Source organism: Clostridium sp. CM041 (assembly GCF_055081035.1).
This window is the reverse complement of record NZ_CM143648.1, coordinates 3,055,529-3,081,791: the sequence shown is the minus strand read 5'-3', so window position 1 is coordinate 3,081,791 and position 26,263 is coordinate 3,055,529. Positions and strand designations below refer to the sequence as shown.

The 26,263-nt window shown below is 30.8% G+C and carries 25 protein-coding genes and 1 other annotated feature; of the genes, 11 read left to right on the top strand and 14 right to left on the bottom strand.

Features of this window, described 5'->3' with window-relative positions; genetic code table 11:
- Positions 1–8 precede the first annotated feature (8 nt).
- The 4 genes from ACWJJT_RS14505 to ACWJJT_RS14490 all read right to left on the bottom strand — a co-directional run bounded on the left by ACWJJT_RS14505 (position 9) and on the right by ACWJJT_RS14490 (position 4,236).
- A complete protein-coding gene (locus ACWJJT_RS14505) occupies positions 9–1,571 on the bottom strand; it encodes a MutS-related protein (RefSeq protein WP_462955218.1) in 1,563 nt (520 codons plus the stop codon).
- 165 nt (positions 1,572–1,736) lie between these two features.
- Complete coding sequence (locus ACWJJT_RS14500; protein WP_462955217.1) at positions 1,737–1,922, bottom strand: hypothetical protein; 186 nt, start codon at positions 1,920–1,922, stop codon at positions 1,737–1,739.
- 49 nt (positions 1,923–1,971) lie between these two features.
- Positions 1,972–2,799, bottom strand: coding sequence for a Cof-type HAD-IIB family hydrolase (locus ACWJJT_RS14495; RefSeq protein WP_462955216.1), 828 nt, complete (start codon positions 2,797–2,799; stop codon positions 1,972–1,974).
- Positions 2,800–2,883: 84 nt separating this feature from the next.
- Entirely contained in the window at positions 2,884–4,236 is a 1,353-nt protein-coding gene (locus ACWJJT_RS14490) for a VanW family protein (RefSeq protein ID WP_462955214.1), read from the bottom strand.
- Positions 4,237–4,410: 174 nt separating this feature from the next.
- Here ACWJJT_RS14490 and ACWJJT_RS14485 point away from each other — a divergent pair, with 174 nt between their 5' ends.
- Positions 4,411–5,451 carry a M42 family metallopeptidase gene (locus tag ACWJJT_RS14485; protein WP_462955213.1) on the top strand — a complete coding sequence of 347 codons (1,041 nt, stop codon included), beginning with the start codon at positions 4,411–4,413 and terminating at the stop codon, positions 5,449–5,451.
- Positions 5,452–5,500: 49 nt separating this feature from the next.
- Here ACWJJT_RS14485 and sleB read toward each other — a convergent pair whose 3' ends face one another.
- Positions 5,501–6,217, bottom strand: a complete 717-nt coding sequence (sleB, locus tag ACWJJT_RS14480; protein WP_369811880.1) for a spore cortex-lytic enzyme — start codon at positions 6,215–6,217, stop codon at positions 5,501–5,503.
- Between the two features lie 438 nt (positions 6,218–6,655).
- On the opposite strand from sleB, the gene ACWJJT_RS14475 reads away from it, so the two are divergent.
- The gene (locus tag ACWJJT_RS14475) at positions 6,656–8,611 is read left to right on the top strand and encodes a YgiQ family radical SAM protein (protein WP_462956787.1); all 1,956 of its coding nucleotides are present in this window, start codon (positions 6,656–6,658) and stop codon (positions 8,609–8,611) included.
- 71 nt (positions 8,612–8,682) lie between these two features.
- Here the strand turns inward: ACWJJT_RS14475 and ACWJJT_RS14470 are convergent, their stop codons facing one another.
- From ACWJJT_RS14470 to ACWJJT_RS14460, 3 genes are all read right to left on the bottom strand, one after another.
- A complete protein-coding gene (locus tag ACWJJT_RS14470; RefSeq protein WP_462955212.1) occupies positions 8,683–9,333 on the bottom strand; it encodes a hypothetical protein in 651 nt (216 codons plus the stop codon).
- 65 nt (positions 9,334–9,398) lie between these two features.
- Positions 9,399–10,286: a YegS/Rv2252/BmrU family lipid kinase gene (locus ACWJJT_RS14465; RefSeq protein ID WP_462955211.1), complete on the bottom strand. Its 888-nt coding sequence runs from the start codon at positions 10,284–10,286 to the stop codon at positions 9,399–9,401.
- Between the two features lie 184 nt (positions 10,287–10,470).
- Positions 10,471–10,899 (bottom strand): CBS domain-containing protein, encoded by a 429-nt coding sequence (locus tag ACWJJT_RS14460; RefSeq protein WP_216301879.1) that lies wholly within the window; start codon positions 10,897–10,899, stop codon positions 10,471–10,473.
- Positions 10,900–11,131: 232 nt separating this feature from the next.
- On the opposite strand from ACWJJT_RS14460, the gene pssA reads away from it, so the two are divergent.
- Positions 11,132–11,644: a CDP-diacylglycerol--serine O-phosphatidyltransferase gene (pssA, locus tag ACWJJT_RS14455; RefSeq protein ID WP_462955210.1), complete on the top strand. Its 513-nt coding sequence runs from the start codon at positions 11,132–11,134 to the stop codon at positions 11,642–11,644.
- A gap of 95 nt (positions 11,645–11,739) precedes the next feature.
- On the opposite strand, the gene ACWJJT_RS14450 is transcribed toward pssA, so the two are convergent.
- The 5 genes from ACWJJT_RS14450 to ACWJJT_RS14430 form a co-directional block, all read right to left on the bottom strand.
- Positions 11,740–12,069, bottom strand: a complete 330-nt coding sequence (locus ACWJJT_RS14450) for a hypothetical protein (protein WP_165412674.1) — start codon at positions 12,067–12,069, stop codon at positions 11,740–11,742.
- Positions 12,070–12,177: 108 nt separating this feature from the next.
- On the bottom strand, positions 12,178–13,224 hold the full coding sequence (gene cax / locus ACWJJT_RS14445; RefSeq protein ID WP_462955209.1) for a calcium/proton exchanger: 1,047 nt from the start codon (positions 13,222–13,224) through the stop codon (positions 12,178–12,180).
- Positions 13,225–13,497: 273 nt separating this feature from the next.
- Positions 13,498–14,388 carry an L-serine ammonia-lyase, iron-sulfur-dependent, subunit alpha gene (sdaAA, locus tag ACWJJT_RS14440; RefSeq protein ID WP_462955208.1) on the bottom strand — a complete coding sequence of 297 codons (891 nt, stop codon included), beginning with the start codon at positions 14,386–14,388 and terminating at the stop codon, positions 13,498–13,500.
- Between the two features lie 20 nt (positions 14,389–14,408).
- Positions 14,409–15,086: an L-serine ammonia-lyase, iron-sulfur-dependent subunit beta gene (gene sdaAB, locus ACWJJT_RS14435; protein ID WP_462955207.1), complete on the bottom strand. Its 678-nt coding sequence runs from the start codon at positions 15,084–15,086 to the stop codon at positions 14,409–14,411.
- 60 nt (positions 15,087–15,146) lie between these two features.
- Positions 15,147–16,805, bottom strand: coding sequence for a nucleoside kinase (locus ACWJJT_RS14430; protein ID WP_462955206.1), 1,659 nt, complete (start codon positions 16,803–16,805; stop codon positions 15,147–15,149).
- Positions 16,806–16,931: 126 nt separating this feature from the next.
- Here ACWJJT_RS14430 and ACWJJT_RS14425 point away from each other — a divergent pair, with 126 nt between their 5' ends.
- From ACWJJT_RS14425 to ACWJJT_RS14415, 3 genes are all read left to right on the top strand, one after another.
- Positions 16,932–17,621 (top strand): DUF421 domain-containing protein, encoded by a 690-nt coding sequence (locus ACWJJT_RS14425; protein ID WP_462955205.1) that lies wholly within the window; start codon positions 16,932–16,934, stop codon positions 17,619–17,621.
- On the top strand, positions 17,618–17,998 hold the full coding sequence (locus ACWJJT_RS14420; protein ID WP_462955204.1) for a DUF4363 family protein: 381 nt from the start codon (positions 17,618–17,620) through the stop codon (positions 17,996–17,998). The genes ACWJJT_RS14425 and ACWJJT_RS14420 overlap by 4 nt, the downstream gene beginning before the upstream one ends.
- A gap of 137 nt (positions 17,999–18,135) precedes the next feature.
- Positions 18,136–19,083 (top strand): ketose-bisphosphate aldolase, encoded by a 948-nt coding sequence (locus ACWJJT_RS14415; RefSeq protein ID WP_462955203.1) that lies wholly within the window; start codon positions 18,136–18,138, stop codon positions 19,081–19,083.
- 127 nt (positions 19,084–19,210) lie between these two features.
- Here the strand turns inward: ACWJJT_RS14415 and ACWJJT_RS14410 are convergent, their stop codons facing one another.
- A complete protein-coding gene (locus ACWJJT_RS14410; RefSeq protein WP_462955202.1) occupies positions 19,211–20,248 on the bottom strand; it encodes a nucleoid-associated protein in 1,038 nt (345 codons plus the stop codon).
- Positions 20,249–20,591: 343 nt separating this feature from the next.
- On the opposite strand from ACWJJT_RS14410, the gene ACWJJT_RS14405 reads away from it, so the two are divergent.
- The 5 genes from ACWJJT_RS14405 to leuS all read left to right on the top strand — a co-directional run bounded on the left by ACWJJT_RS14405 (position 20,592) and on the right by leuS (position 26,208).
- Positions 20,592–21,140, top strand: coding sequence for a class IV adenylate cyclase (locus tag ACWJJT_RS14405; protein WP_462955201.1), 549 nt, complete (start codon positions 20,592–20,594; stop codon positions 21,138–21,140).
- Complete coding sequence (locus ACWJJT_RS14400; RefSeq protein WP_462955200.1) at positions 21,140–22,021, top strand: DUF5685 family protein; 882 nt, start codon at positions 21,140–21,142, stop codon at positions 22,019–22,021. Before ACWJJT_RS14405 ends, ACWJJT_RS14400 begins: the two co-directional genes overlap by 1 nt.
- A 163-nt stretch (positions 22,022–22,184) precedes the next feature.
- On the top strand, positions 22,185–22,814 hold the full coding sequence (locus tag ACWJJT_RS14395) for a J domain-containing protein (protein WP_462956786.1): 630 nt from the start codon (positions 22,185–22,187) through the stop codon (positions 22,812–22,814).
- Positions 22,815–22,840: 26 nt separating this feature from the next.
- On the top strand, positions 22,841–23,341 hold the full coding sequence (locus ACWJJT_RS14390) for a hypothetical protein (RefSeq protein ID WP_462955199.1): 501 nt from the start codon (positions 22,841–22,843) through the stop codon (positions 23,339–23,341).
- Between the two features lie 76 nt (positions 23,342–23,417).
- Positions 23,418–23,652 (top strand) — a binding site (T-box leader).
- Positions 23,653–23,748: 96 nt separating this feature from the next.
- Positions 23,749–26,208, top strand: coding sequence for a leucine--tRNA ligase (gene leuS / locus ACWJJT_RS14385; protein ID WP_462955198.1), 2,460 nt, complete (start codon positions 23,749–23,751; stop codon positions 26,206–26,208).
- Positions 26,209–26,263: the final 55 nt, after the last annotated feature.

Genomic DNA, 26,263 nt, shown 5'->3' with positions numbered 1-26,263 from the left:
TGCTGCTACTATAATAACTTTTCTATGGTCTCAGCTCTTTTAAACGATCTAGATATTATTTTCTTTGGATAACCCATGTACTCTAAAAGTTTTATAGCATTTCTTGTTTGAGAAACTCCTTTTTTTATCTTATAATCAAAACTTAATCCTTTACTCGTATCAACCTTTTCACTAAAATAATAAAACTCATAATTTTCTTTTAGAATGTTCACTAATTCTCTATCATGAGTCGCTACAATAGAAACAGATTTTCCATTGTTTATGTATGTTAATATTTCCGCCGACATTGAAATTCTTTCTATTGGATTTGTACCTCTAAATATCTCATCTATTGGGCAAAATACAGCTGCATCCTTTTCTAGCGCTTTGATTATTCTAAGAATTGCTTCCGCCTCTGCCATATAGAAACTTTTTCCCTTTGTTAAATCATCATTAGGGCTAATTGATGTAACTATGTTAAAAAAAGGAGCTTCGTAACTCTTAGCCAAAACAAAATCAAAGCATTGAGCCAAAATTATATTTACCCCTAGCATTCTTAAAAAAGTAGACTTTCCTGCCATATTTGTGCCCGTAAGTACAATACCTCCACTTTCTATGCTAATTGAGTTTGCAACAGCCTTGTCTATAAGAGGATGTATTCCCTCTTTTATAGTTAACTCAACCTGCTTTATAAACTTAGGTTTTACATACTGCTCACCTAAATTTTGCTTATAACCCGCGATAGAAATTAAGGCTTCTACTTCACCAACTGTACCGTAAAGGTCCATTAAAACTTCTTTTTCTTCTTTTATCCTATGAGATATAGAATAATAAGCAGTTTCTTCAAGGAGAAATATCACAGATATAAATTCAAACAATCCTTGCCACATATTTATAAATCCTATTAATCTTATGTTTCTATCTATATCCTTTACGGATTTAAGCATTATTTTTATCTTTTCTTTATAATAAACAATATCTTTATTATTTATGCTTACAATTTTTTTAGCTGCCTTAATATTTTTTTGCAAATAAAAAATGCCATTAGATTTAATTTGCCTTACTTCCGAAGAGTTTATTAGCATATTAATAGACGCGATTCCAAACAAAACTATCATAAATTTAATATTCACAAATATCGCAAGCAAGATCGCTATTAATGGTAATATCTTTCCAATAAAAGTATAAATATAATATTTAGTTTTATTTATTATAAGGTCAGTTTCAATCATATCTAAAAAACTATTTTTTATATCGCTACCTAATTCAAGGAAAATGCACTGAAGGCTTTCTCTTAATCTGTCATTTTCTTTAAATGACTGAATTAATTTCCCCCTTTTTTTCAATTTTTCTTCCTTCATTAAAGGATTTCTAAGCATTGTGTATAAAGCGGCTTCTCCAGGGCTACTATATGCTCTATCCAATTTTTCGTATACCTTATTCATATCTAAATCGTCCCATGTTTGATTATCTAAGGTATATTCATCTTTTTTATGTATACTAAAAAACTTCTTAATCTTCTCAAAATCTCTTTTCTTGTCCATATCTCCCTTATAATCACTTCTTATTGAATGTAAATACCTATTACTCATAGTAAAATACTCCTTTAGTTTTTTTAAACTATTTCATCTTTACTACATTATAGCAAAATCCGATACATATTTCCAATGTTTATTATAAATAAATGAGTTCTGAACCCTTGATAATAAAGAGTTTCATAACTTTCATATACACCTAATCCTATATAGTTAGAAGTATTAAAATAATTTTGCTATAGCAGCAAATCTTTCAGCCTCTTTATAATTTTTCTCACACTGGTTACACTCCCCTATTAATCCATATATCTTGCCGTTGTATGGATTAATATAAAGTGCAGTTTTTAAACTCCCTAGCGCTTGATTACAATTCATTGAAGTTGACTGGAATAACTTCCTACAACTCAAAATTAGCCTTTCATTCCACTCTTTCAAGGATGGAATGAAAGGCTTACCATTACACTTCTAGCACAAATTTCTCAATAACCTTCGCTACTCCATCGTTATTATTAGTATCAGTAATATATTTTGCAGCTTCTTTCACGAACCCATCTCCATTTCCCATAGCAACTCCAAGTCCTGCAATTTTAATCATAGATAAGTCATTTTCACTATCTCCTATACAAATAACCTGTTCACGATTTATTCCATAATAATCAGCTAAAATCTTAACCGCATTTCCCTTTGATACTCCCTTATTCGTTACTTCAAAATTATCGAAATGAGAGCTTACCACTTCAAAATTATCCATATCTCTTAATGATATTTTTGCTTTTCGGATTTTTTCTGTATCCTCATCTACCCCTATACCTTTAAAAATTTCAGTTTCATATTTCTTAAATATCTCATTCCACTCCTTCACGAGCACTACTTTGATCTGCTTATCCTTTGGTAGTGTTTTATTAACTCCCGCATAAAAAGATGTAGAATATGTTAAATTTTCCGTAAAAATCATGTCTTTGGTATAAAAATGCGGATAAATCTCATACTTTCTAAACACAGATAGCAGTTTTTTGCATTTTTCCACACCTAACGCTTCATTGTAAACTACTTCATCTCTATCTTTTTCTCTGATATAAGCACCATTCGCAGCTATTACCGGTGATTTAACTCCCAAGAGATCCGAGAAAAAATCAGCAGAGGCAAAAATTCTTCCCGTACATACTGCAATCTTTACGCCCTTTTTATTAGCTAGCCTTATAGCGCTAAGATTCCTTTCACTAATAGTTTTTTTATCATTTAGAAGCGTACCATCCATATCTATACATATCAATTTGTAATCCATATTTTTTATTCTCCTTCTTAAGTTTTTTTTATTAAATCATCTTCTGAAATGTCATTAAGAAGAGAACATAACGTTAATTAAACGTTATGCTCTCTTCTTAGTACCAACTTTTATAATTCCATTAATAACGTTGAATGTATCATTATTTATAACCTGTGTACCAATTAGCTTACCATTTTCATACGTTTTTCTACACACTTTGACTTTAAATCCTGCATAACCCGTCTTAACAATTTCTTTTTCACCCTCGTACCTAGTTGGATCTTGTATTGTTTCGGTCTTTGGCTGAGTAACTTCCAATACTTCACTTACAATTTCATAAGTTCTTTTAGTTAATGTGGAATTAGAATAAATGTTAAATGAGAGATTTCTGTTTGATATAACACCTTCAATGTATATTGGATACTTAAATGTGTTTTTAAACTTATAATCTAGATTGCCATAATCAACTGTAGCATCTTGTCCTTTTGGGATATAACCCGAAGAAATTGTATGATGAATTCTTTCTACTGAAAGAATTTCAGTTGTAAGCATTGCATTATACAGAGTAGATGAAACCTGGCATATTCCCCCACCTAACCCTTGTTCTAATCTATCTCCAACAATTACCCCTGCAGTTTTATATCCTCTTGCCGCAGTTCTCTCTCCTACAATTCCATTAAAGCTAAAGACATCTCCTGGCATGAGTAGCGTCCCATTTATACTTCTAGTAGACAACTCTATATTTGTAGCTCTGCCTTCTTGTGAACTTGCAAAGTTCGTACTATAGCTTGAAATTTTTGTATTTATCGCATTTAAGGAAGCTGCCGTAACTTTAGGATTTAATTTCTTTACTGGAGCCGTGATACTTATATCATCTCCCGAGAGAAGACCATTTATTTTACTTTTAATATCTTTTTTCAATTTTTCTGATTCTAACTGCTTTCCATAAGCGTCACTTGTAACACTAAAGTTTCCACTACTAACCATAGTTATAGTTGCATTTACTGGATCTTTATTTATATCTTTTGTCATTTCCGCTAATATTTTATCAACAGCCTTATCATTATATTCAAAGGTAAGCTTTATTTGCTTATCGCCAGGATTTTTAATAGCTTTATATCTTTGTAACATATTCATGTCACTTCCATATCTCATTGCCTGCTTTATAGCTTCATCAATATTATATTTTGCGTCTAGCATTGAATAGTCCAAGGTATATTTTTTATCTTCGTTTACTATTGTAATTTTTTTCTTAATCACCTTACTTGAGTACTTTTCCTTCATTATTATTTTTGCTTGTTCCTCAGTTTTACCTGTTAAATCCTCATTTTCTATTTTTACTTTAGGTAAAATCAAAGAATCCCATTGTTTTACTTTAAAATAAGAGTAGCTAGTAAATATAATTGCACCTAACAAAACTAAAATTCCTAATACTATAATTGCTTTTTTCTTCATATGTAATCTCCTTTTCTACTCAAGCATATTATACTACAAAGAATCTAATATTCCTATACTTTCCCCCTATTCACTCTTGCTTATTTGTTAACTTAGCTTAATATTTAAGTTCCAATTAAGTACCTTTTATGGTAAAATTAAACTTATAATAATTCCATTTTAAGGAGTGATAATATGAATTATAATGAAGATAAACTTAAATACTATTTAAAGAACATTTTATCAATATCTAGTCCTTCAGGTTATACACAAAAAATTATGGACTATATAAATGATGAGCTTAATATTCTGAACGCAGCACATTTCATTACTAATAAAGGTGCAATTGTAATCACCTTAAAAGGCAAAAATAACGATTATCAAAGAACACTTTCTGCTCATGTGGATACACTTGGTGCAATGGTTAAAAAAATTAATTCCAGTGGTTCTTTAGCATTAGATCCTATAGGTGGATACATGATGAATTCAATAGAGGGCGAAAACTGCACCATAGAGACTATTGATGGTAAAACCTTCACAGGAACTATCCATTGCACAAAACCTTCAGTGCATATTAGTGGTAATGATGCTCGTGAGCTTAAAAGAACCCCTGAAAACATGGAAGTAATTCTTGATGAAAAAATTTCTTCAAAAAAAGAAGTGGAGGAATTAGGCTTAAGCGTCGGTGATTTCATTTGCTTTGATACGAGAACACTCTTTACCGAAAAAGGTTTTATAAAATCTAGGCACCTAGATGATAAGGCTTCAGTTGCAATTCTCCTTTATGCTATAAAACACATAGTAGAAAATAACATTGAACTTCCATATACAACTAATATATTTATTAGTAATTATGAAGAAGTTGGACATGGAGCTTCTGCGTCAATTCCAGAAAATACTAAAGAGTTTGTATCAGTAGATATGGGTTGCCCCGGTCTTGATCAAAATTCATCTGAGTATAGTGTTTGTATTTGCGCTAAAGACTCAACAGGCCCTTATGATTTAGATTTAAGGAAAAAGTTAACAAACATATGCAAAAAAGAAAACATAGATTATAAAATAGATATTTATCCACACTATGGTTCTGATGCTTCTGCTGCTCTAATAGCTGGATGGGATATTAAAACAGCTTTAATTGGTGCTGGAATTTTCGCTTCACATGGATATGAAAGGACTCATATGGATTCCATATTATGTACTCTAGATCTAATAATTAAATATTGCACGCAAGAATAATGCATATAAAATAGTAGTAGAAATTTTCTACTACTATTTTATGATTATTCTAGCTACAAAATCTATGTTTACCAATTACTTTTATAAGTGTGCGTGACCATATCCACTTATTAGTAGCCGTTGCAGGATTAAAATAGAATACTGCTCCATCTGATGGGTCCCATCCATTTATTGCATCCCTTGCAGCCCTTACGGAACTTTCTTCAAGTTTTGCATTTATTTGTCCATCGACTATAGCTGTGAATGCCCCTGGTTGATAAATTACTCCCGCTATTGTAGCCGGGAATCTTGCATCTCTTGTTCTGTTTAAAATTGTTGCTCCAACAGCCACCTGACCTTCATAAGGTTCTCCTCTAGCCTCCCCATTTATGAGCATAGCTATTAAATCCACATCCTTATTATTTGTTACGTTTTGGCCGGAAGCTGATCCACCAGGAGTTGATGTACTAACCGAAATACCCATGGCCGCAAGTGTTTGTTTTCCTGCAATTCCATCTGCATCTAATCCATTACTACCTTGAAATGCTTTAACAGAAAGATAGGTATTGTAACCATATATTCCATCAACACTATCCTTATGGTATCCCCATTGTTTTAATTTAGTTTGAATTTGTTTAACTTGTTCACCACGCGCGCCATATTTGTAAACCTGTGCCATAACTTTCATACTAGAAATATTAAGGTAAATTTCATTTGCAAAATATGTAATTAAAACTATCATAACCACAGCACTACATCTTTTAAATAATTGCTTTTTACTCTTCAAATTAATTCCTCCTTAGAAAACAATCTATAAATTTCATTAACATTAATAGTTTGTTCTAAATTCCAAAAAAAATACACTATGCTACTATAATCTAATTAAGTAACACAGTATATTTTTAGAATTAAATTTCCGCATTATAATATTTAAAATACTCTAGTGAGTTATCTTTTATTATTACCTTAAAATGCTTATTTTCTCTTAAAATTCGACATTTTATAATCACAATCTAACATTTATAAACTTTTACAGTTCATATTTTTCAATAGTTATGTTAATATTATTAAATACAGTTAATACAAGACAACTAGCTTTAATTTGAGAGTTGAAAATTGAGGGTTATGGTTGGTTTTTATGAAAACCTGAAAACTATTAAACTATATTTTAAACTCGCAACTTTCCACTATCAATTCTCAACTAGTCTATTAGGAGGATTAAATGATATCAAATAAACAATTTTTACCTATTAGCATGAATGATTTGAAAGAAAGAAATATATCTCAATTAGATTTTATAATAATTACAGGGGATGCATATATTGATCATCCCTCCTTTGGAACTGCTATAATCGGAAGAACCTTAGAAAGAGAAGGCTTTACCGTAGGTATTATCGCCCAGCCTAATTGGGAAAGCGTTGATGATTTTAGAAAACTTGGAAAACCTAAATATGCATTTATTATAAATTCAGGTAATATAGATTCTATGGTTAATCACTATACTGCAGCAAAGAAAAAAAGACACACTGATCTTTATTCACCAGGTGGCAAGTCAGGTCATAGACCAGATAGAGCAGTAATTGTGTATTGTAATCGCGCTCGCGAAGCTTTTAAAAATGTTCCAATTATAATTGGTGGAATAGAGGCCAGCCTTAGGCGGTTTGCCCATTACGATTATTGGGCTAATAAAGTAAGACGAAGCTTATTAATTGATGCTAAAGCAGATTTACTAATCTATGGTATGGGAGAAAAAACTATAGTTGAAATGGCTAATCTTTTCAAGTATGGCATGAGTATTGATAAAATGACTACCCTTCGTGGAACTGTCTACGCTTCAAAAGATATTAGTGAACTTAAAGACTTTATAGAGGTACCTTCTTTCGAAACTGTTTCCACTGATAAAAATGCTTATGCAGAAAGCTATAAATTACAGTCTTTGGAACAAGATGACATAAGAGGAAAAGTAGTAATACAAAAACATACTGATCGATATGTAGTACAAAATGCTCCTCAAATTTCTTTAACGCAAAAAGAAATGGATGTAACTTATGGTCTGCCGTACACTAGAACATATCATCCTATATATGAAGATAAGGGCGGTATTCCTGCAATAATTGAAGTTGAATTTTCTATAACCAGCCATAGAGGTTGTTTTGGTAGCTGCTCATTTTGCGCTTTAACCTTTCATCAAGGTAGAGTTATTCAAAATAGAAGCCAACACTCTATTATAGATGAAGCGAAGCTTTTAACAACCTTAAAAAATTTCAAAGGATACATTCATGATATTGGTGGGCCTACTGCAAATTTTAGGCATAGAGCTTGCAAACTCCAAGAAAAAGTAGGTGTATGCCGAGATAAACAATGTATGTTCCCAACTCCATGTAAAAATCTTATTATCGACCACACTGAATATTTGGATTTATTAAGAAAAGTTAGAGTAATTCCAAACATTAAAAAAGTTTTTATTCGTTCTGGAATAAGATATGACTATTTAATTTTTGATAAAAACCCTAAGTTTTTTGAAGAATTGTGTGAACATCATATTAGTGGACAATTAAAAGTAGCACCTGAACACATAAGCGACAAGGTACTAGACCAAATGGGAAAATCAAAGCAAGAAGTATTTGACCGTTTTGTTAAAAAATATTCGCAGACAAATAAACAATTGGATAAAAATCAATTTTTAGTTCCATACTTTATGTCAAGCCACCCTGGTTGTGACTTAAATGAATCAATTAAATTATCAGAATATATAAAAGAAATGGGATATACTCCCGAACAGGTCCAAGACTTTTACCCAACACCCGGGAGTTTATCTACCACAATATTTTACACCGGAATTAATCCTTTCACGAATGAGAAGGTTTATGTTCCAACTGAGCAAAAAGAAAAAAATATGCAAAGGGCTCTGATGCAATTTAAAAATCCAGATAACTATAATATTGTAAAAGAAGCACTAATAAAAGCTCATAGGGAAGATTTAATTGGTTTTGATAAAAAATCATTAATACCGCCAAGACCTATGAAGGCAAATACTAATGCCAAATTTAAAGGGAATAAAAATTCTAAAGTAAATCCTTTAAAGACCGGGTCAAAACCCGTTTCAAATACTATTTCAACAACCGTTTCAAAAACTGACTCAAAAATTAGTCCTAGCAAAAAAGCTAGAACTAGAAAATAAAAAAGCATATATGACTACATTTTTTTGTAGTCATATATGCTTTTAAAATTTTCACCTGTGGTGCTATAACATTAACCATTTTGCCTTTTCTTTTTAAACTTTATTAATCCATAATCTATGGTTATAATCCAAGAAATATCGCCTAGCAATAACCATGGGAGATTTCCATTTATTGAAGTTAGAACTACTGAAATAATTGTAACAATAGAAGATATTATTATTATTGCTGATCCTAGTTTATTCGAATATGTTTTGTTAAAAAGTTCTATACCTTTAATAATAAAAACTGAATTTATTATAAGTAGTCCAATATAACAATAACCTTCTAGTTGTAATTCTATAATGTATCCACAAAGGATTGATACATTAATATCTGAAGCAGATTTATATATCATAATGCAGTATACTACAGACAACATTAAGCAGATAAATAAAATCTTTTTAAGTTTAATTTTATTGTTTCTTGCAAATATAAACACTGAAATAACGCCACATATTGGTATGCTAAGTAAATTTGTGAATACCAAAGGTTTTAATAAATATAAATAATTTTGATTTTTTATAACGGAAAGGATTATTAAAGCTATGTATCTAAACGTCATTAAAATTAAAGCAATAAGACTAATTATTTTAATTTTTTTAGGTGCATAAATCAAACTAGATATTATACCTTCATACAATAAAAAAAACACTATCAACAGCAGTAAAAAATATATACTCATTCATATACTCTCCTAAAATTGCTACTATTAATATTTATTAATTTATGTTTGATATTATGCTTAATTTACTTTATTTTAGTACCTAATATAGATATTCCACCTTTTTCACATTCTATAAGGAGTGGGAAATCGGGTCCTCTTTCTCCATCTATATCTGTACCAATACCTTCGAAGCATTCTATTTCTAATCTATCAGTTTTAAAATAAACAATTCCTTCTATATTTTCTAAATGCTCATTTCGAATCATTTTAATAAAAATATTTAAGATATTCTTCATGTTTCCAGCCTTTATTATAATTACATCTAAAAGTCCATCGTCCACCTTAGCTTTATATGCAAATTTTAAATTTCCTGCAGTTTGTCCATTGAACACTAACATTAAATACATATTTCCATCAAAAGAGACTTCATCTGAACTAACTTTTATTTTTAGTTTTCTAAAATTAGGTAACTGTTCAATTCCTTTTATATAATATGCAAGTTTTCCTATAGTGTTTTTTAGATCCATATCCATTTTTTGTGATATATCTGTAAATAAACCTGCACTCGCTACATTCAGAAAATATTTATCATTTATTTTCCCTATATCTATTTTTTTTGCATCGCTTGTTAATATTTGATTGCATGCCTTTTCAACATCTTGAGGCATTCCTATATAATATGCAAAATCATTTGCAGTACCTGCGGGAAGAATTGCTATAGGTAAATCAATATTCTTTTTTTTCATCTCATTTACTACAGTATCTAAAGTTCCATCTCCACCTGCTATTAAAATGTATTTGTAATTTTTGTCTATATCAAAAAAAGCATCTGATATAGGATTTTCATTGCATATTCTATATGGCACTATCGTGTGCTTATATTTTTGATGAATCATTATTATCTTATCTAAATCTGATGCTATAGTATTTTCTCCAGAATATGGATTATAAATAAATTTTACCTTGTTCATTACATTCTCCCCTATTTCCGTTTAAATTTAATATGTTATTTATAAACATTATACCTCTTTAAAAATGAATCCACAAGATTTACCTTTCCTGTGGATTTTTAGTTAATAAAATAAAAGTCAATAGTAATTTAACATATAATTGCGCTAATAAATTACATTTTTTATTTATTTTTTAACATTCTCATTAAATATTCTGTGTGCATGGGATAGAAATATCACTGAGTACGTCCCTAGCCTCTTCATGAAGCTTTGGTTCTAATGCCACATCCCCTAGCGAAACCATCCCAACTAATTGATCCTTTGCCGTTATTGGTAGCCTTCTTATTTGCCTTTCACTCATAATCCTAATAGCATCATCCACATTCATATTTTGATCTCCTACTACTGGGTTAGAAGTCATAATATCTCGAACTTTTTGCGTTTTTACATCCTTGCCTTCTGCCACGCATCTAAGTATTATATCCCTATCCGTTACAATACCAATCACTTTCTCCTTTGTTTTTACAGGAATTGATCCTATATTATGTTCTTTCATAAGCTCGGCTGCATGCTTTGCAGTATCATCTACAGATAAACTTAAAACGTCTTTAGTCATTATTTCAGAAACTTTCATTTTGTATTCCTCCTTCTTAATTTTTTATGTTAGATAAAAATTACTAATATTTTTATTTTAACCATAAATAAATGTTAATATTAATATTTTTTTATTATATTTTTCCTTGAGAACCGAAAAATAAAATTTATGATTTTCATACTTAAATGTTTCTATAATATGATGTATAATTTAAAGTATGATTTTATATTAATATATTAGTGAAATTTTATTATTTTAGGAGTGATATTTAGTGAAGAAATCCTCTATACCCAATATTCTTACTTTTGGAAATTTAATTTTTGGTTTATTATCCTTGCTAATGACTTTTCAAGCTAATTACAAATTGTCTGTAATTTTTATATTATTAGCTGGTTTTATGGATAGATATGATGGCCAAGTAGCACGCTTTTTACAAGTATCAAGCGCTTTAGGAAAAGAATTGGATTCATTAGCTGATCTAGTATCTTTTGGCGTTGCACCTTCTTTGCTTATATATAATTTATATAATTTCATTTCCTTAGGCTATTTGGGTTATGTTTGTTTTTTAGTTTTCCCTGTAGCTGGTGCATATAGACTAGCACGATATAATAATTCTAAATTTAATAATGTTTATACTGGTATCCCTATTACAATTTCTGGAATGCTTTTAGCACTCTATGCTTTCGTGACTTTAAATTCTCCACACAAATTCCCTCTTACTATTATTATAATATTTATACTCTCTTATCTTATGGTAAGTAAATTTCAAATAAAAAAAGTGTAAGAAATATAATATTTCTCACACTTTTTCAACGACATCTCAGAAGGAAATTCCACAATTTTATAACAAGAGATACTTAATAGCTCCGCAGGAGATAATTAATCCTTTAACCTTAGCTCCTCGTCAATCTCTGTTTCTATATACTCAGTTTGAATCTTGCAGTTCATAACTTCGGTCTTAATTTTGCAATAAGACATATAACTATAACTCGCATCGTCTAACACCTTTATTGTTTCATCTATAATGTCCCCCAAATTATCAGCTCTTTTTAATGCATCCTTAACCTCACTTTTTTTAGATAGTGCAATTTTATTTAATTCATCTGCTCCACCTATTAATAGCCTATAAGAACTAACTAGTTTAGTTAAAATATCTGCTAAATTATTTACATCATCATAATAATTCTGAATTACTCTTCTATGTGCCAAATAATCACCTTTTAGTTTAATTATATTATTATATATATCTATTTATGCTTAGGTGCATTAAAATAAATAACAAGTCAAAGGTGTGACTTGTTATTTATCTAAATTTACCTAAACAATATAATAATATGCTAAAGTAATTATTATATAGGTAGTAATTAGAATACTTCCTTCTAGCCAATAGGTTTTTCCATCTTGAAAGACTAAAAAAGACATACCTACAGCTATACTACACATTATTATGTGAAAGGTTGGAAATAGAAGTGTCATATTTAAACCCATAAAACAAGAGAATATTACAAGCACAGGGGTAACAAAAAGTGAAATTTGGATGCTTGATCCTATAGCTGTTTCTAAGCTCATATCTACCTTATTTTGCATTGCACACATTATTGTAGAAACATTTTCTCCTATATTTCCCAAAAGTGGAATTAATATTATGCCTATGAACTCTTGGGATATATTATAGTTTTTAGTAAACTCTCTAATATTATAAATTAGCTTATCACTTATAAAATAAAGTAATACAGATATACAAATTAAAATCATTACACTTTCAATAACTTTTTTATTCACGACAACTTTTTTTTCTTCTTTATCCACGCTTATAACAAACAAATTGTTATGAGTATACAATGAGAATATTAGTCCTAAGATATAAATACCTATCAGTAAAAAAGCAATTTTCACACTTATGGATATTAGTACCGGATCCTTAACTACAGAGTATCTATTTAATGTTGCTATAACTACCATGGATGACAATGCCAATAGTAACATATTGAAATTTGTTCGTGCTATTATCCTATTGAAATTCTGCTGCCTGAACTTAAATCCTCCAAACACTACCGCAATTCCAAGACCCAAAAGCATATTGTTTACAATTGACCCAATTAAAGAAGCTTGAACCATAGGTATCATTCCATACTTTATTGACCATATTCCCATCATAAGCTCTGGAACATTGCCTACTGTAGCAGCTAAAAGCCCCCCTTTTTTTTGTCCTATATAATCTGAAATGCTAGTGGTTTGGTCTCCTAGTAGAATAGCTAACGGAACTATAGCTATAGAATATATTATTGTATTTACTAAACTTGAAGAAGTGCTTATAAACATTAATGCAATTACACCGATTATAAAAATATAGGTTTTTTTCATTCACAACACCAAACTATCATTATTTTGTACTTTCATTTACGTATTCTTCATTAATCCCCTCAAAAATATCTTCATTAATATTTCTGTATGTGTTATACACTTCATTTTCATCTGTATTGCGCCACTGCATTTCTATCCCTCCCTTTAATTAGTTATCTCCTTTATTATTCTATTCATTATGATTTTAAAGGTTACTTTACTAAGTGATGTGATATACAAAAAAAGAGGGACATCCCGTTTAGGATATCCCTCTCTTAACTTCCATCAATATATTTATTTAAGCTCACCTTGTTTTAATAATATTTTTTTTGCAAGTTCGAGTCCTGTAGGAGTAGTTGCAAGCCCGCCCATAGCTGTTTCTCTTAATTCACAAGGTAATTGTTTTCCCACCTTATACATGGCAATTACTGTATCATCAAAAGGTATTCGACTTGTAACCCCACTCATAGCCAAATCTGCAGTAGTCAATGCACTTACTGCACCAGCTATATTTCGTTTAGCACACGGTACCTCAACCAAACCTGCGACAGGGTCGCATACTAGTCCTAATATGTTTTTTATAACAATAGCAGCTGCATTTAGTGCCATAGCGGGAGTACCACCCATCATTTCCACTACAGCCGCGGCTCCCATGGCAGCTGCAGAACCACATTCAGCCTGACATCCACCTTCAGCTCCTGACATTGTAGCATTTTTAGCTATTATAATTCCTACTCCAGAAGCTGTAAATAACGCATTAATCAGCTCATCTTCAGTTTTATTTAACTTCTCTCCTGCTGTAATAATTACTGCAGGAAGTATTCCACAAGACCCCGCTGTCGGCGCAGCGACTATTTTTCCCATGGCTGCATTAACTTCTGAGCAAGAAAGAGCTCTCGCCATTGCTTTTATCATAAATTCACCTGTCAGTGTATTCCCCCCTTGCGCATACCTATTCAGTCTAATTGCATCCCCACCTATTAATCCACTTATAGATCTAGTTTCATTTGTAAGCCCATATTCCGCAGCTTCCCTCATTATAATTAGATTTTTCCTCATTTTTTCAACAATTTCACTGCGCGTAAATCCACTTTCTTCTTGTTCACACCTTATTGTATATTCCCAAATTGGTATATTTTTCTCTTCACATACACTTAAAAGTTCTATCCCTTTGTTTACGAACATATTATTTCCTCCTCGCTGTATTACGACCGTTGCACTGGTGATATTTCTCTTATACTGTAAATATCCTCCATAGACTTAATCTTACTTAATACGTTTTCAGTTACTATGGTATCTGTCTCAAACACCATGGCTGCTTTTAGTCCTCTACTATTTCTATACACATTCATAAATGCTATGTTAACATTTCCATCATATAACAAGGTACTTACTTTTGAAATCATCCCTGGAATATCTTTATGGCTAATTATAATTGTTGGATAGTTACCTGTAAATTTAACTGGTTGCCCATCAACTTCAAATATCGAAATATTTCCTCCTCCAACAGATGACCCAACAACTTCAACTATTTTCTCATTTTTTTTTGTTATAATAAACTTTACTGTATTAGGATGAACATCTCCCAAATCGTCCTCAGCAAACTCTGTTTGGAGCCCTTGCTTTTTAGCTATAGCTAATGAGTCTTTAAGTCTATCATCCCAAGGATCCATTCCTAAAATCCCTGCTACTAATGCTCTATCCGTTCCGTGGCCTTTATAAGTTTTAGCAAAAGAACCATGTAAAACAAATTTTACTGATATTATATTTTTCCCTGAAATTATAGCGGCAATTTTACCAAGCCTTGCAGCCCCCGCTGTATGTGAACTTGATGGCCCTACCATAATTGGACCCAATATGTCAAAAATACTATAGTTTTTCATTCGTTTTCCTCCTTGTCAGCATATGCACAGTATAGCATAATTATTTTATTCTCATGTGCTTTAGTATTTATAAAAGCAACTTCCGCCAGTAAATTCTCTTATTATTGAATTATCTGGTACTAAATCTTTATCTACATCTTTAAAAAAATTAAGAAAACTTCTTAATCTGCTTGCCTCGTAATATACTGGACTTTCTTCCTGAACTTTATTAAGCTCAGCTAATGCAAATTTCTTAAGCACACAAAGTTCATATACTACGCTAGAATTAAACATTGCATCTGCCTGCTCTTGAAATACAAAAATATTTTTTTCCTCTCCACGTTTTATAGAAGGCCACATTTTCAGTGTATCTTCAACGCCGTATCCTCTTGATAAATAATCTCTAACTATTCTCCTTGTCATTCTTACGTCTGTTGTAGAAATCCTGTTGTGATCATCTAAATTAAGCTGTGTTAAAGGACTTATATATATTTTAAATTTACTGTCCTTAGATATAGATGAAGTTAAAATTTCATTTAATCCATGTATTCCTTCTACAATCATAACTCCATTTTCGGGCATTTTAATCTTATTACCATGCCATTCCCTTTTCCCTGTTTTAAAATTAAAACTTGGTACTTCAGTCTCTTTGCCTTCCAGTAATAATTTTAAATCCTTGTTTATAAGCTCTAAATCTAAAGCATATATAGACTCAAAATCATATTCTCCACTTTCATCTCTTGGAGTGATTTCCCTATTAACAAAATAATCATCTAATGAAATAAATATTGGTATTAAGCCGTTTACTCTCAATTGAATCCCTAATCTTTTTGAAAAAGTAGTTTTTCCTGAAGATGACGGTCCAGCAATAAGAACCAATTTCACCTTTTCCCGCTTATAAATCATATCCGCAATATATGCAATTTTCTTTTCATGAAGTGCTTCTGCTACTCTAATTAAATTAACAATATCACCATTTACCACTTCATTGTTTAGTGCACCAACACTTCCAACACTTAGTATTTCTCCCCATTGCGCTGCTTCATAAAATACTTTAGCTAGTTTTTCGTGTTTATAAAATTTAGGGATTCTATCTGGTTCATCATTTGTTGGATATCTTAATATAAACCCCGGCTCATAGTACATTAAATCAAATGTTTTTAATATTCCTGTTGAATAAGCCATAGGGCCATAGAAATAATCATATCTCCCATCTAGTTCATAAAGCTTTATCTCTTTTCCTGTTACATATTTTAAAAGCTTAACTTTATCTTGCATATCGTACTGCGTAAAAATTTCCACTGCCCTTTCTTTTGAAAATGCTATCTTTCTTATAGGAATATTCGCTTTTATTATTTCGCTCATTCTGCTTTTTATATCATATATGTCATCAATATCTAGTGCAAGAGTCTTATGAATCTCACCAAATAATCCCTTACTTAAAGAATGTTCGATAGAAATTTTAGCTTCAGGGAATAATTCAGAAATTGCTTTTATTAGTACAAATTGAAGGGTTCTAACGTACGCCATCGTTCCGATTCTACTTGTAATATCTACGAGTTCAAAATCACCCCCATGCGTGATAGTACTTCCTAGCTCATAAAATTTATTGTTGATTTTACCTAAAACTACTGGAAAATCGCTCACTAAACTATTTTTTTTAATAATATCATTTAATATAGTTCCCTCTGGAACTGAAATGTTTCTACCATCCTTAAGTCCTATATTGAAACTACTCATACAATCATCCCCTATTTTTAGTGGTTAGTACTATTATACTTTAGTTTTTAGAAAATGTATCCTTTCCCCCTTATAATTTTTGAGTTTAAAGGAAACATATACATCATATGTTAAAGAGGTGTTATTATGCTTATTCTAGTAATCAGAACTTTTGTCTTATACTTTACAGTAATATTTATTATGAGAATGATGGGTAAAAAACAAATAGGTGAGCTTGAGCCTTTTGAACTTGTGATTGCATTGATGATTTCTAATCTTGCAACCTTCCCTATGGAAGATATAAGAATACCAATTATACATGCAGTTATACCAATATTCACTTTGCTATTTCTCCAAATAGCAACTTCGTATATTGAACTCAAAAGCGAAAAGGCTAGAAAAATTTTAACAGGCACTCCGAGTATATTAATAAAAAATGGCAAAATTGATATTGCAGAGCTCAGATGTCAAAGATTTAATATTAATGATTTATTCGAAGAACTTAGATTAAAAGGGTATTTTAATTTATCTGATATCCAATATGCTATTTTGGAGACTAGTGGTGAGCTATCCATATTGCCTAAAACTAGTGTTTCTAATGCAACTAAGGATGATTTAAATATCTCCATAACTCAAGAGTCCTTGCCTATACCTTTGATTATGGATGGCAATATAAATTATAAAAATTTAGATCTTTTAAAAAAAGACATAACTTGGTTAAATAATGTATTAAGAAAAAATAATATTTTATGTGCAAAAGATGTTTTCATAGGAATGATTGACTCTAAAAATAAGTTCTATTATCAACTTAAAGAAGGGAAAGATAAGAAAATATGAAAAATGTTATTGTAGCCTTCGGCTTATTTTTCACAATGATTATAGGCATATTTGTATCTATAAATCTTATAAATCATAATTGCGCTCATTTACAAAATTTGAATTCTTCCCTAGAAAGCTATATACTTAAAGAGAACTACGAAGATGCATACAATTTATCACTAGATTATGTAGCTGATTGGAATAAAGCTTCTAAATTCTTAACTATATATATACATCATGAAGATACAGATCATATGGACAACGAGCTTTTAAAATTAACTCAATATATAAAAATAAAAGATAAGTCTGAATGCTTAGCCACTGTACATAGTATGAAATATCTTATAGATCATATAATGTCTCATGAAAAAGTATCTATAAGTAATATTTTTTGATTTTTTAAATTTATGGGTACAATTTATAGTAAAGGGGTAGAAAATAGTCCAATTATAGCTTATAATTATAACATATCATAAAAGTCCCGCAGGGACAATATATGTCCCTATTACAAAATTTGAAAGGTGGAATTAACATGGCTTTAGTTACTACTACTAATATGTTTAAAAAAGCTTTAGAAGGCAATTACGCTATTGGAGCTTTCAACATCAATAATATGGAAATAATTCAAGGAGTTGTCGATGCTTGTGCTACTCACAAGTCAGCTGTTATACTTCAAGTATCAGGCGGCGCTATGAAATATGCTAGACCTACTTACCTTAGAAAAATGGTAGAGGCAGCTGTAGAAGACACTGGTCTTGAAATTGCTCTTCATTTAGATCACGGTTCAGATTTAGCACAATGTAAACTTGCAATAGCTTCTGGATTTACTTCAGTAATGTATGATGGTTCTCATCTTGATTATGAAGAAAATGTAAGAACAACTAAAGAAGTAGTTGAATATGCTCATTCTAAAGGTGTTGTAGTTGAAGCAGAACTTGGAAAGCTTGCTGGAATTGAAGATGATGTTAATGTTTCCGCAGCAGACGCAACTTTTACTGATCCAGAACAAGCTGTAGATTATGTAACAAGAACTGGTATTGATTCTTTGGCTGTAGCTATAGGAACAAGCCACGGTGCATATAAATTCAAAGGCGAAGCTAAACTTGATTTTGAAAGATTAGCAAAAATCACAGAAAAATTAGAAGAAGCTGGAAAGCACAATTTCCCAATAGTTCTTCACGGAGCATCTGCAGTTGATCAAGATTACGTTACTATGATCAATGAATTTGGTGGCGAAATGAAAGGCGCAAAAGGAATTCCACTAGATATGCTTAGAAAAGCAGCATCTATGGCTGTTTGTAAAATAAATATGGATACTGATTTAAGACTTGCTATGACTGGTTCAATAAGAAAAGTTCTTACAAAAAATCTTGGCGAAATAGATCCTAGAAAATATTTAGGCGAAGCAAGAACTAACATAACTAAATTAGTTGAAAGCAAAATCACTAACGTTTTAGGTTCTTCTAATTCTTTAAAATAATTTAGATTAAATTATTTTAAATCTAAATTATTAAAACAAAAATACCCACAGTATATTCTACTATGGGTATTTTTGTTTTATTTTTTATTATATAGGAAACTATAATGTTTTTATACTTTTTTCTTATCTATTTTTCAACATAATTGCTTACATGTTTAATAACCATATTAATTGTGCCATCACCGTTTCTTTGTATTTCAAAGCGACTATTATCATGATACGTTTCTTCATTTACGTATAAATCTATATCTTTATCAATTTTTAGTCTTACTCTTTTTAGCTTTTTGTCTATCCACTCTTTATCAAGACTAATATTTTCTGAAACTCCTTGTTCTGTTATAAACTCAACAAATTTTTCTTTAGTATCATTATTTTCAGAAAACATTTCCTCAGACAATTCTTTAAGATCAATATTATCTTCTTCTCTAAGCTTTCTTTTTATAGTACTTCTAACAACTTCTGCTTCATCTGCATTTTCTGCAAAGTTGTTTTGGGTGAATTTTTCAGCTGCCTTCACGAAGTTTTTAGTAACATCTCTTTCATTATCAATAATTGTGCAACCTAAGAAATCACTTATAAAGTAGTTTGAGCCATATTCCTCATCTTCTTTATTCTTGCTTTTTTTATCGATGACCATTAAATCAAAATTATTTTCATCTCTAATTGGTTTTAAAAACGTACATTTTTGTATTCTTTGAGAACTACCAGGTAACCCTGTAACCTGCGATACTATATCAATGCCTAACTTATTATCCACAAATTCGATAGTGTGCACATAGTTTTTAATATAATCCATTTTAAATATCCCAAGCATTGGTCCAAACTCTGTGGTAAAAGATACTATTACCAAATCACAGGAAGGAACGTTCCCAATAGATCTCATTAAAATAAACATCTGCCTTGCTAGTTCCTTAGATACCGCCAGTAAATTATTCTCACCATTTAAGTATTCCTGTGATATATCTTTTACTATATTTCGATCGGGATTAAAGACTCCATATTTTAATTCTTCATCCTTTAGGCACTTCTGGATATGTTTCAGTAAATAGTTATATTTTTCTTCATCTAAGTCTAATGCATATTCATTCAAGATAGGTTCATCTGCATTGTTATCTAAAACATGAATAATAGCCTCATTTATATTAACTTCTTTTATGTACTCCAAAAAAACACCACCTTAATATTTATCTAAGGCGCATTTAAACAAATAACAAGTCAATAATGCTAGTCCATTTATTTAAACGTGCCCAATTATTATACTATGTATCGTCACTTATAACAAAGTCATATATTGCTATTATCCTTAGTTCTTAACACAATATTATTGTGACTACCTATTTTCCTGTATAGGAATTTGTAATTTTAACGCAATATTAATGTTACTTTACTTAAGTTATGATATAATCACAATTAATGGTATAATAAAGAATTAATGATTAGATATATAAAAATAGAAGCATAACAATTAATAACTGTTATGTTCCTAAGAGTGACAAGGAGGAACTACTTTGAGAGAAATAGAACTTAGAATTATAGATATTGATGTACAAGAAATCCGCAAAAAACTATTAAACATAAATGCTATAAAAGTAAAACAAGAAAATCAAATAAATAATATTTATGATTTCTCGGATAAAAGGTTACTAAACGGCAAAGGCTATGCAAGAATACGAACAGTGCATGATGAACTAACAAATTCCACAGTTCATTACATAACCACGAAAAAACTCATAAGCCAAGAAAAATATAAAATTATGGATGAACACGAATCAGAAATTAAAGATGCAGCTGCTGCCAAGGGTATATTCGAATCCTTAGGTCTAGAGCTTATCCAATCTATTAAAAAATATAGAGAAAGCTATAAATACAAAAATACCCTTATTGAAATAGATATAAATGAGAAGACATTCTGTCCTTTTCCTTACATAGAAATTGAAAGCGAGGATGAATTCGAAATTGAGGAAGTTGTGACTTTGCTCGGTTACCGATTAGAGGATACTACGGCTAAAAGCATTTATGAAATATTAAAATCAAAAAAATCACCAAAGGAACTATAATGTTTGGATATGTAACTCCATGTAAAATGGAAATGAAGATAAAAGACTACGAGAAATTCAAAGCTTATTATTGTGGCCTATGTAACTCTATTAAAAATAATTTTGGAAACCTACCAAGGCTTACTTTAAATTATGATATGACTTTCTTGGCAGTACTTTTGGATGCACTTTCAGAGAATAAATATAATTTTATTAAATTCAAATGTATGATGCATCCACTAAAAAAAAGGATTATGATTGATAATAACCAGGCAATAGATTATGCCGCTTTTTGTAATATTACTTTAGCCTATTATAAGATAATGGATGATGTTTACGATAATAAAACAATGAAAAGTAAAGTTTTTTCAGTGTTTTTAAAAAACTATTTATCAAAATCAGATATAGCATATAATGATGTAATGAATTATACAAAAGAAAAGCTTTTATTACTAAATACCCTCGAAGCGGACCATAAGGATCTATGCATTGATGAGCAGCTATCTATAGATGAGCTTTCTCATGTTTTTGCTGACCTTACAGGCTTTATAATATCATTTTATTATAAGACTGCTTCCTTTAAGGATGATTTATATTGGCTTGGGTATAATTTAGGTAAATGGATATATATTATAGATGCTTATGATGATTTAGAAAAGGATATAAAAAGTGATTCTTTTAATGCTATAAATTCATTGTTTAATACGGATAAATTAGATTTCAAAAGTTTTAGTATATCGATAGCACCCCGAATTGATTTTTTATTATCTACCTGTGCGCAGCAATGTTTAAACTATCTAAATAGATTACCTTTAATAAAAAATGAAGCTATATTATGTAATATACTAGAACTCGGACTCATGGAAAAAATGGATAAGGTTTTTAACGACATTTCAGAATGAAAGTCTCCCACTTCTATAAGTGGGAGTAACATACCCTAACAAGTAGAAAACTTCAGTGGGGGTATAAATCTCCTTCTGAAGTCGTTAATATTACATCACCGCAGGTGATGATTTAATAAAGAATGTAACATTAATAATTTAAAAGGAGTGGAATATAAAGATGATAAATCCCTATGAAGTACTTGGTGTAAGACAAGGCTCATCTAAAGAAGATATTAAAAAAGCCTATAGAGAGTTAGCAAAAAAATATCACCCTGATCAGTATGGTGATAATCCTTTAAAAGATTTAGCAGAAGAAAAAATGCAGGAACTAAATGAAGCCTATGATTCACTTATGAAAAACACTAGTTCTTCAAGTAGCAATGGTTCTTCTAACAGTTACAATTCCTCTAATAATTATGGTTCTAATTCAAATGATGACTATACTAATAACAATATATATCAATCTATAAGAATGGATTTAAATAACGGAAATATCCCTTCCGCTGAGCAGAAATTAAATTCCATGAATACAAAAACTGCCGAGTGGAATTATTTAACGGGAGTGCTTCACCTCAAAAAAGGTTGGCATGATAGTGCTTATAATTTTATAAGCCGCGCTTGCACGCAAGATCCTAATAATATTGAATATAGACGAAGTTTTAATGAACTAAATTCGCGTACTTCAAATTATAGAGATAACTATTATGGCAAGCGTAACAATGATTTTGGCATGGGTAATCTATGTCTTAACTTGTGGTGTGCAGACAGTATTTGCGAATGTTTAGGCGGAGATCTTATATCCTGTTGCTAATTCTATTAATTTAGGAGATGATTTTTATGAAATCTAATAATATTGCTAAGGGTGGAATATTCGCAGCACTTAGTTTAATATTACTATATCTTTCTTCTATTTTCCCTACAAATAAGTTTTTTATGTTAGGCATTGCTTCCTGTATTATTCCCCTTTCAATTTTAACTACCGGAATAAAGAATACCATTGTAGTATATAGTGCTGTCTCCTTGCTTAGTTTATTTATTATACCTTCAAAGCTTATAAGCATTGCATATATACTAATTTTTGGTTCCTATGGCTTTGTGAAATATTTTATAGAAAAATTAAGAAGTATGATTCTAGAAATTGTGCTTAAGTTATTGTATTTTAATATAGCCTCCGCTATACTTATATTTATTTATAAATTATTTATATTGTCAAAACTCCCTAATATAAATATTTATTTAATAATAATTGTTATGGAGTTTGCCTTCATAGTATATGACTATGCGCTTACTGCATTTATATCCTATGCAAATAAAAATCTTGTTATGAAATTTAAGTAAATCACATGGCCTTGACACAAAATTCTATTTAAATTATAATGAATAATAATACAATCTTAAACAAATGATACTATAATAAATTGCTTTTATTAGGAGTAGTAGTATTTATAGCATTTTAAAGAGAGCTGCTGTTAGGTGTGAAGCAGTAATGATATAATATGAACTTGCCTATGAGCTTACTTTTAAGTAAAATCTTACTTGTAAGTAAAAGCTTACTTGTGAAAACAAGTACGGTTAAAACCGTTATATTCTTAAGTGAGGCGTAATGCCTAATTAGAGTGGTACCGCGGAATATTACTTTCGTCTCTTTGTTGAGATGAGGGTTTTTTTTATTTTCTAATTTAAAACTAAGTGGAAAAGATTAATAATTGTTTTTAACCTATAGATCATAATAAGGAGGAATACTAATGGCAAAATATACTACAACTATCGATGAAAAATGGCAACAAAAATGGGAAGAATCTAACCTTTATGAATTTGATGAAAATAAAATTGATAAGAAGTTATATGTACTTGAAATGTTCTCTTATCCGTCTGGAAGCCAATTACATGCGGGGCATTGGTTTAACTATGGCCCTGTAGATTCTTGGGCTAGAATGAAGAAAATGCAAGGATACAATGTATTTCAGCCAATGGGCTTTGATGCTTTTGGTCTACCTGCTGAAAACTACGCAATAAAAACAGGAGTGCATCCAAAGGATTCTACGAAGCAAAACATTATTAATATGGAAAAGCAATTAAAAGCTATGGGAGCAATGTTTAATTGGGATCATGAAGTTGTTACATGTCGCCCTGATTATTATAAATGGACTCAATGGTTATTCTTAAAACTATTTGAAAAAGGCCTTGCTTACAGGAAAAAAGCACCAGTAAATTGGTGTCCTAGCTGTAGTACAGTACTTGCAAATGAGCAAGTAGTAGATGGTTTTTGCGAAAGATGTAACACTGAGGTTACTAAAAAGAATTTAACACAATGGTTCTTAAAAATAACTGACTATGCTGATGAACTACTAGAAAAGCTTGATACCTTGGATTGGCCTGAAAAAACCAAATCCATGCAAAAACATTGGATAGGCAAATCTACTGGTGCTGATGTTACTTTTAAAGTAGCTGATTCTGATGTAGACTTTAGTGTATTTACTACAAGAGTAGATACTTTATTCGGTGTTTCATATGTAGTCATAGCCCCTGAAAATGAACTTGTAGATTCACTCACTAAAAGTGAATATAAAGATGCTGTAGAATCTTATAAATATGATGCTAGAAAACAAACTGATATAGAAAGACAATCTATTACAAGAGATAAAACAGGTGTATTTACTGGTTCTTATGCTATTAATCCTATTAATGGACGCGAGGTTCCAATTTGGGTAGCTGACTATGTTCTAAACACTTATGGAACTGGTGCAGTAATGGCTGTTCCTGCTCATGATGATAGAGACTTCGCATTTGCTACTAAATACAAATTGCCTATTGAAAGGGTAATTATTGGTTTTAAAAGTGTAAATGGAGAGGGCGAAAATCTCCCTTATACTGAACATGGAAAAATGGTAAACAGTCAAGAATTTGATGGTTTATCTACCATCGACGGAAAAAAAGCAATTGTAAAAAAATTAGAAAGTATAAGTCTCGGCTGTGAAAAAGTAAACTTTAGACTTCGTGATTGGTTAGTTTCAAGACAAAGATATTGGGGCGCTCCTATTCCAATAATTCACTGCGAAAAATGTGGGGCTGTTCCTGTACCTGAGGATCAACTTCCTGTAGAACTGCCATACAACGTAGAATTTGCACCAGACGGAGTATCACCACTTGCTAAATGCGAGGATTTTATGAATGTCCCTTGCCCAGTTTGTGGCGGCGCAGCTCATAGAGAAGCTGATACTTTGGATACATTCGTTTGTTCTTCTTTCTACCAATTTAGGTATGTAGATAACAAAAACAGTGAAAAAGCTTTTGATAAAGAGTTGGTAAACAAAATGCTTCCTGTAGACAAATATGTAGGCGGACCTGAACATGCATGTGGTCACTTATTATATTCAAGATTTATAACCAAGGCTCTTCGTGATATGGGGTATTTAGATTTTGATGAACCATTCTTATCTCTTACTCACCAAGGTTTAATTTTAGGACCAGACGGAGTGAAAATGAGTAAATCGAAAGGAAATACTATTTCTCCAGACAAGTACATAAAAGAGTTTGGCGCAGATGTATTTAGAATGTACCTAATGTTTGGTTTCGGTTATATTGATGGTGGAGCTTGGAGTGATGATGGTATAAAAGCCATTGGAAAATTTGTTGATAGAATTGAAAGAGCAATCGACACTGGAATCTGCATTATGTCAAAAGACCTTAATAACAAAGACTCTCTAGGCATAGAGGAAAAAGAATTAAACTACTGGAGACATTTCGCAATAAAAGGAGTTACCGAAGATACAGAAAAACTTCAATTTAATACCGCTATTGCAAGACTTATGGAGCTTACAAATGCTATATTAAAATATTTTAATGTAGACAATATAAATAGTAAATTTTTAAAAGAAGTGCTTGTGGATTACCTTAAGATTTTAGCTCCCTTTGCTCCTCACTTTGCAGAAGAGAAGTGGGAGAACTTAGGTATGGGTTACTCTGTATTTAATCAAATTTGGCCTAAATTTGATGAGTTTGCTCTTATAAAAGATGAAGTAGAGCTAGCTATTCAAATCAATGGTAAAATTAAATCCAGAATAACTGTATCTCAAAATTTAGATGAAGAAAGTATCAAGGAAATTTCTCTTAAAGATGAAACAGTAATCGCTACCCTAGAAGGTAAAACTGTGCGTAAGGTTATTATAATTAAAGGACGACTAGTTAATATAGTAGCTTCTTAGTAAGAACCACATATAGTTTTTACAGTTTAAATTTGAATTATTATAAAAGGAGAGT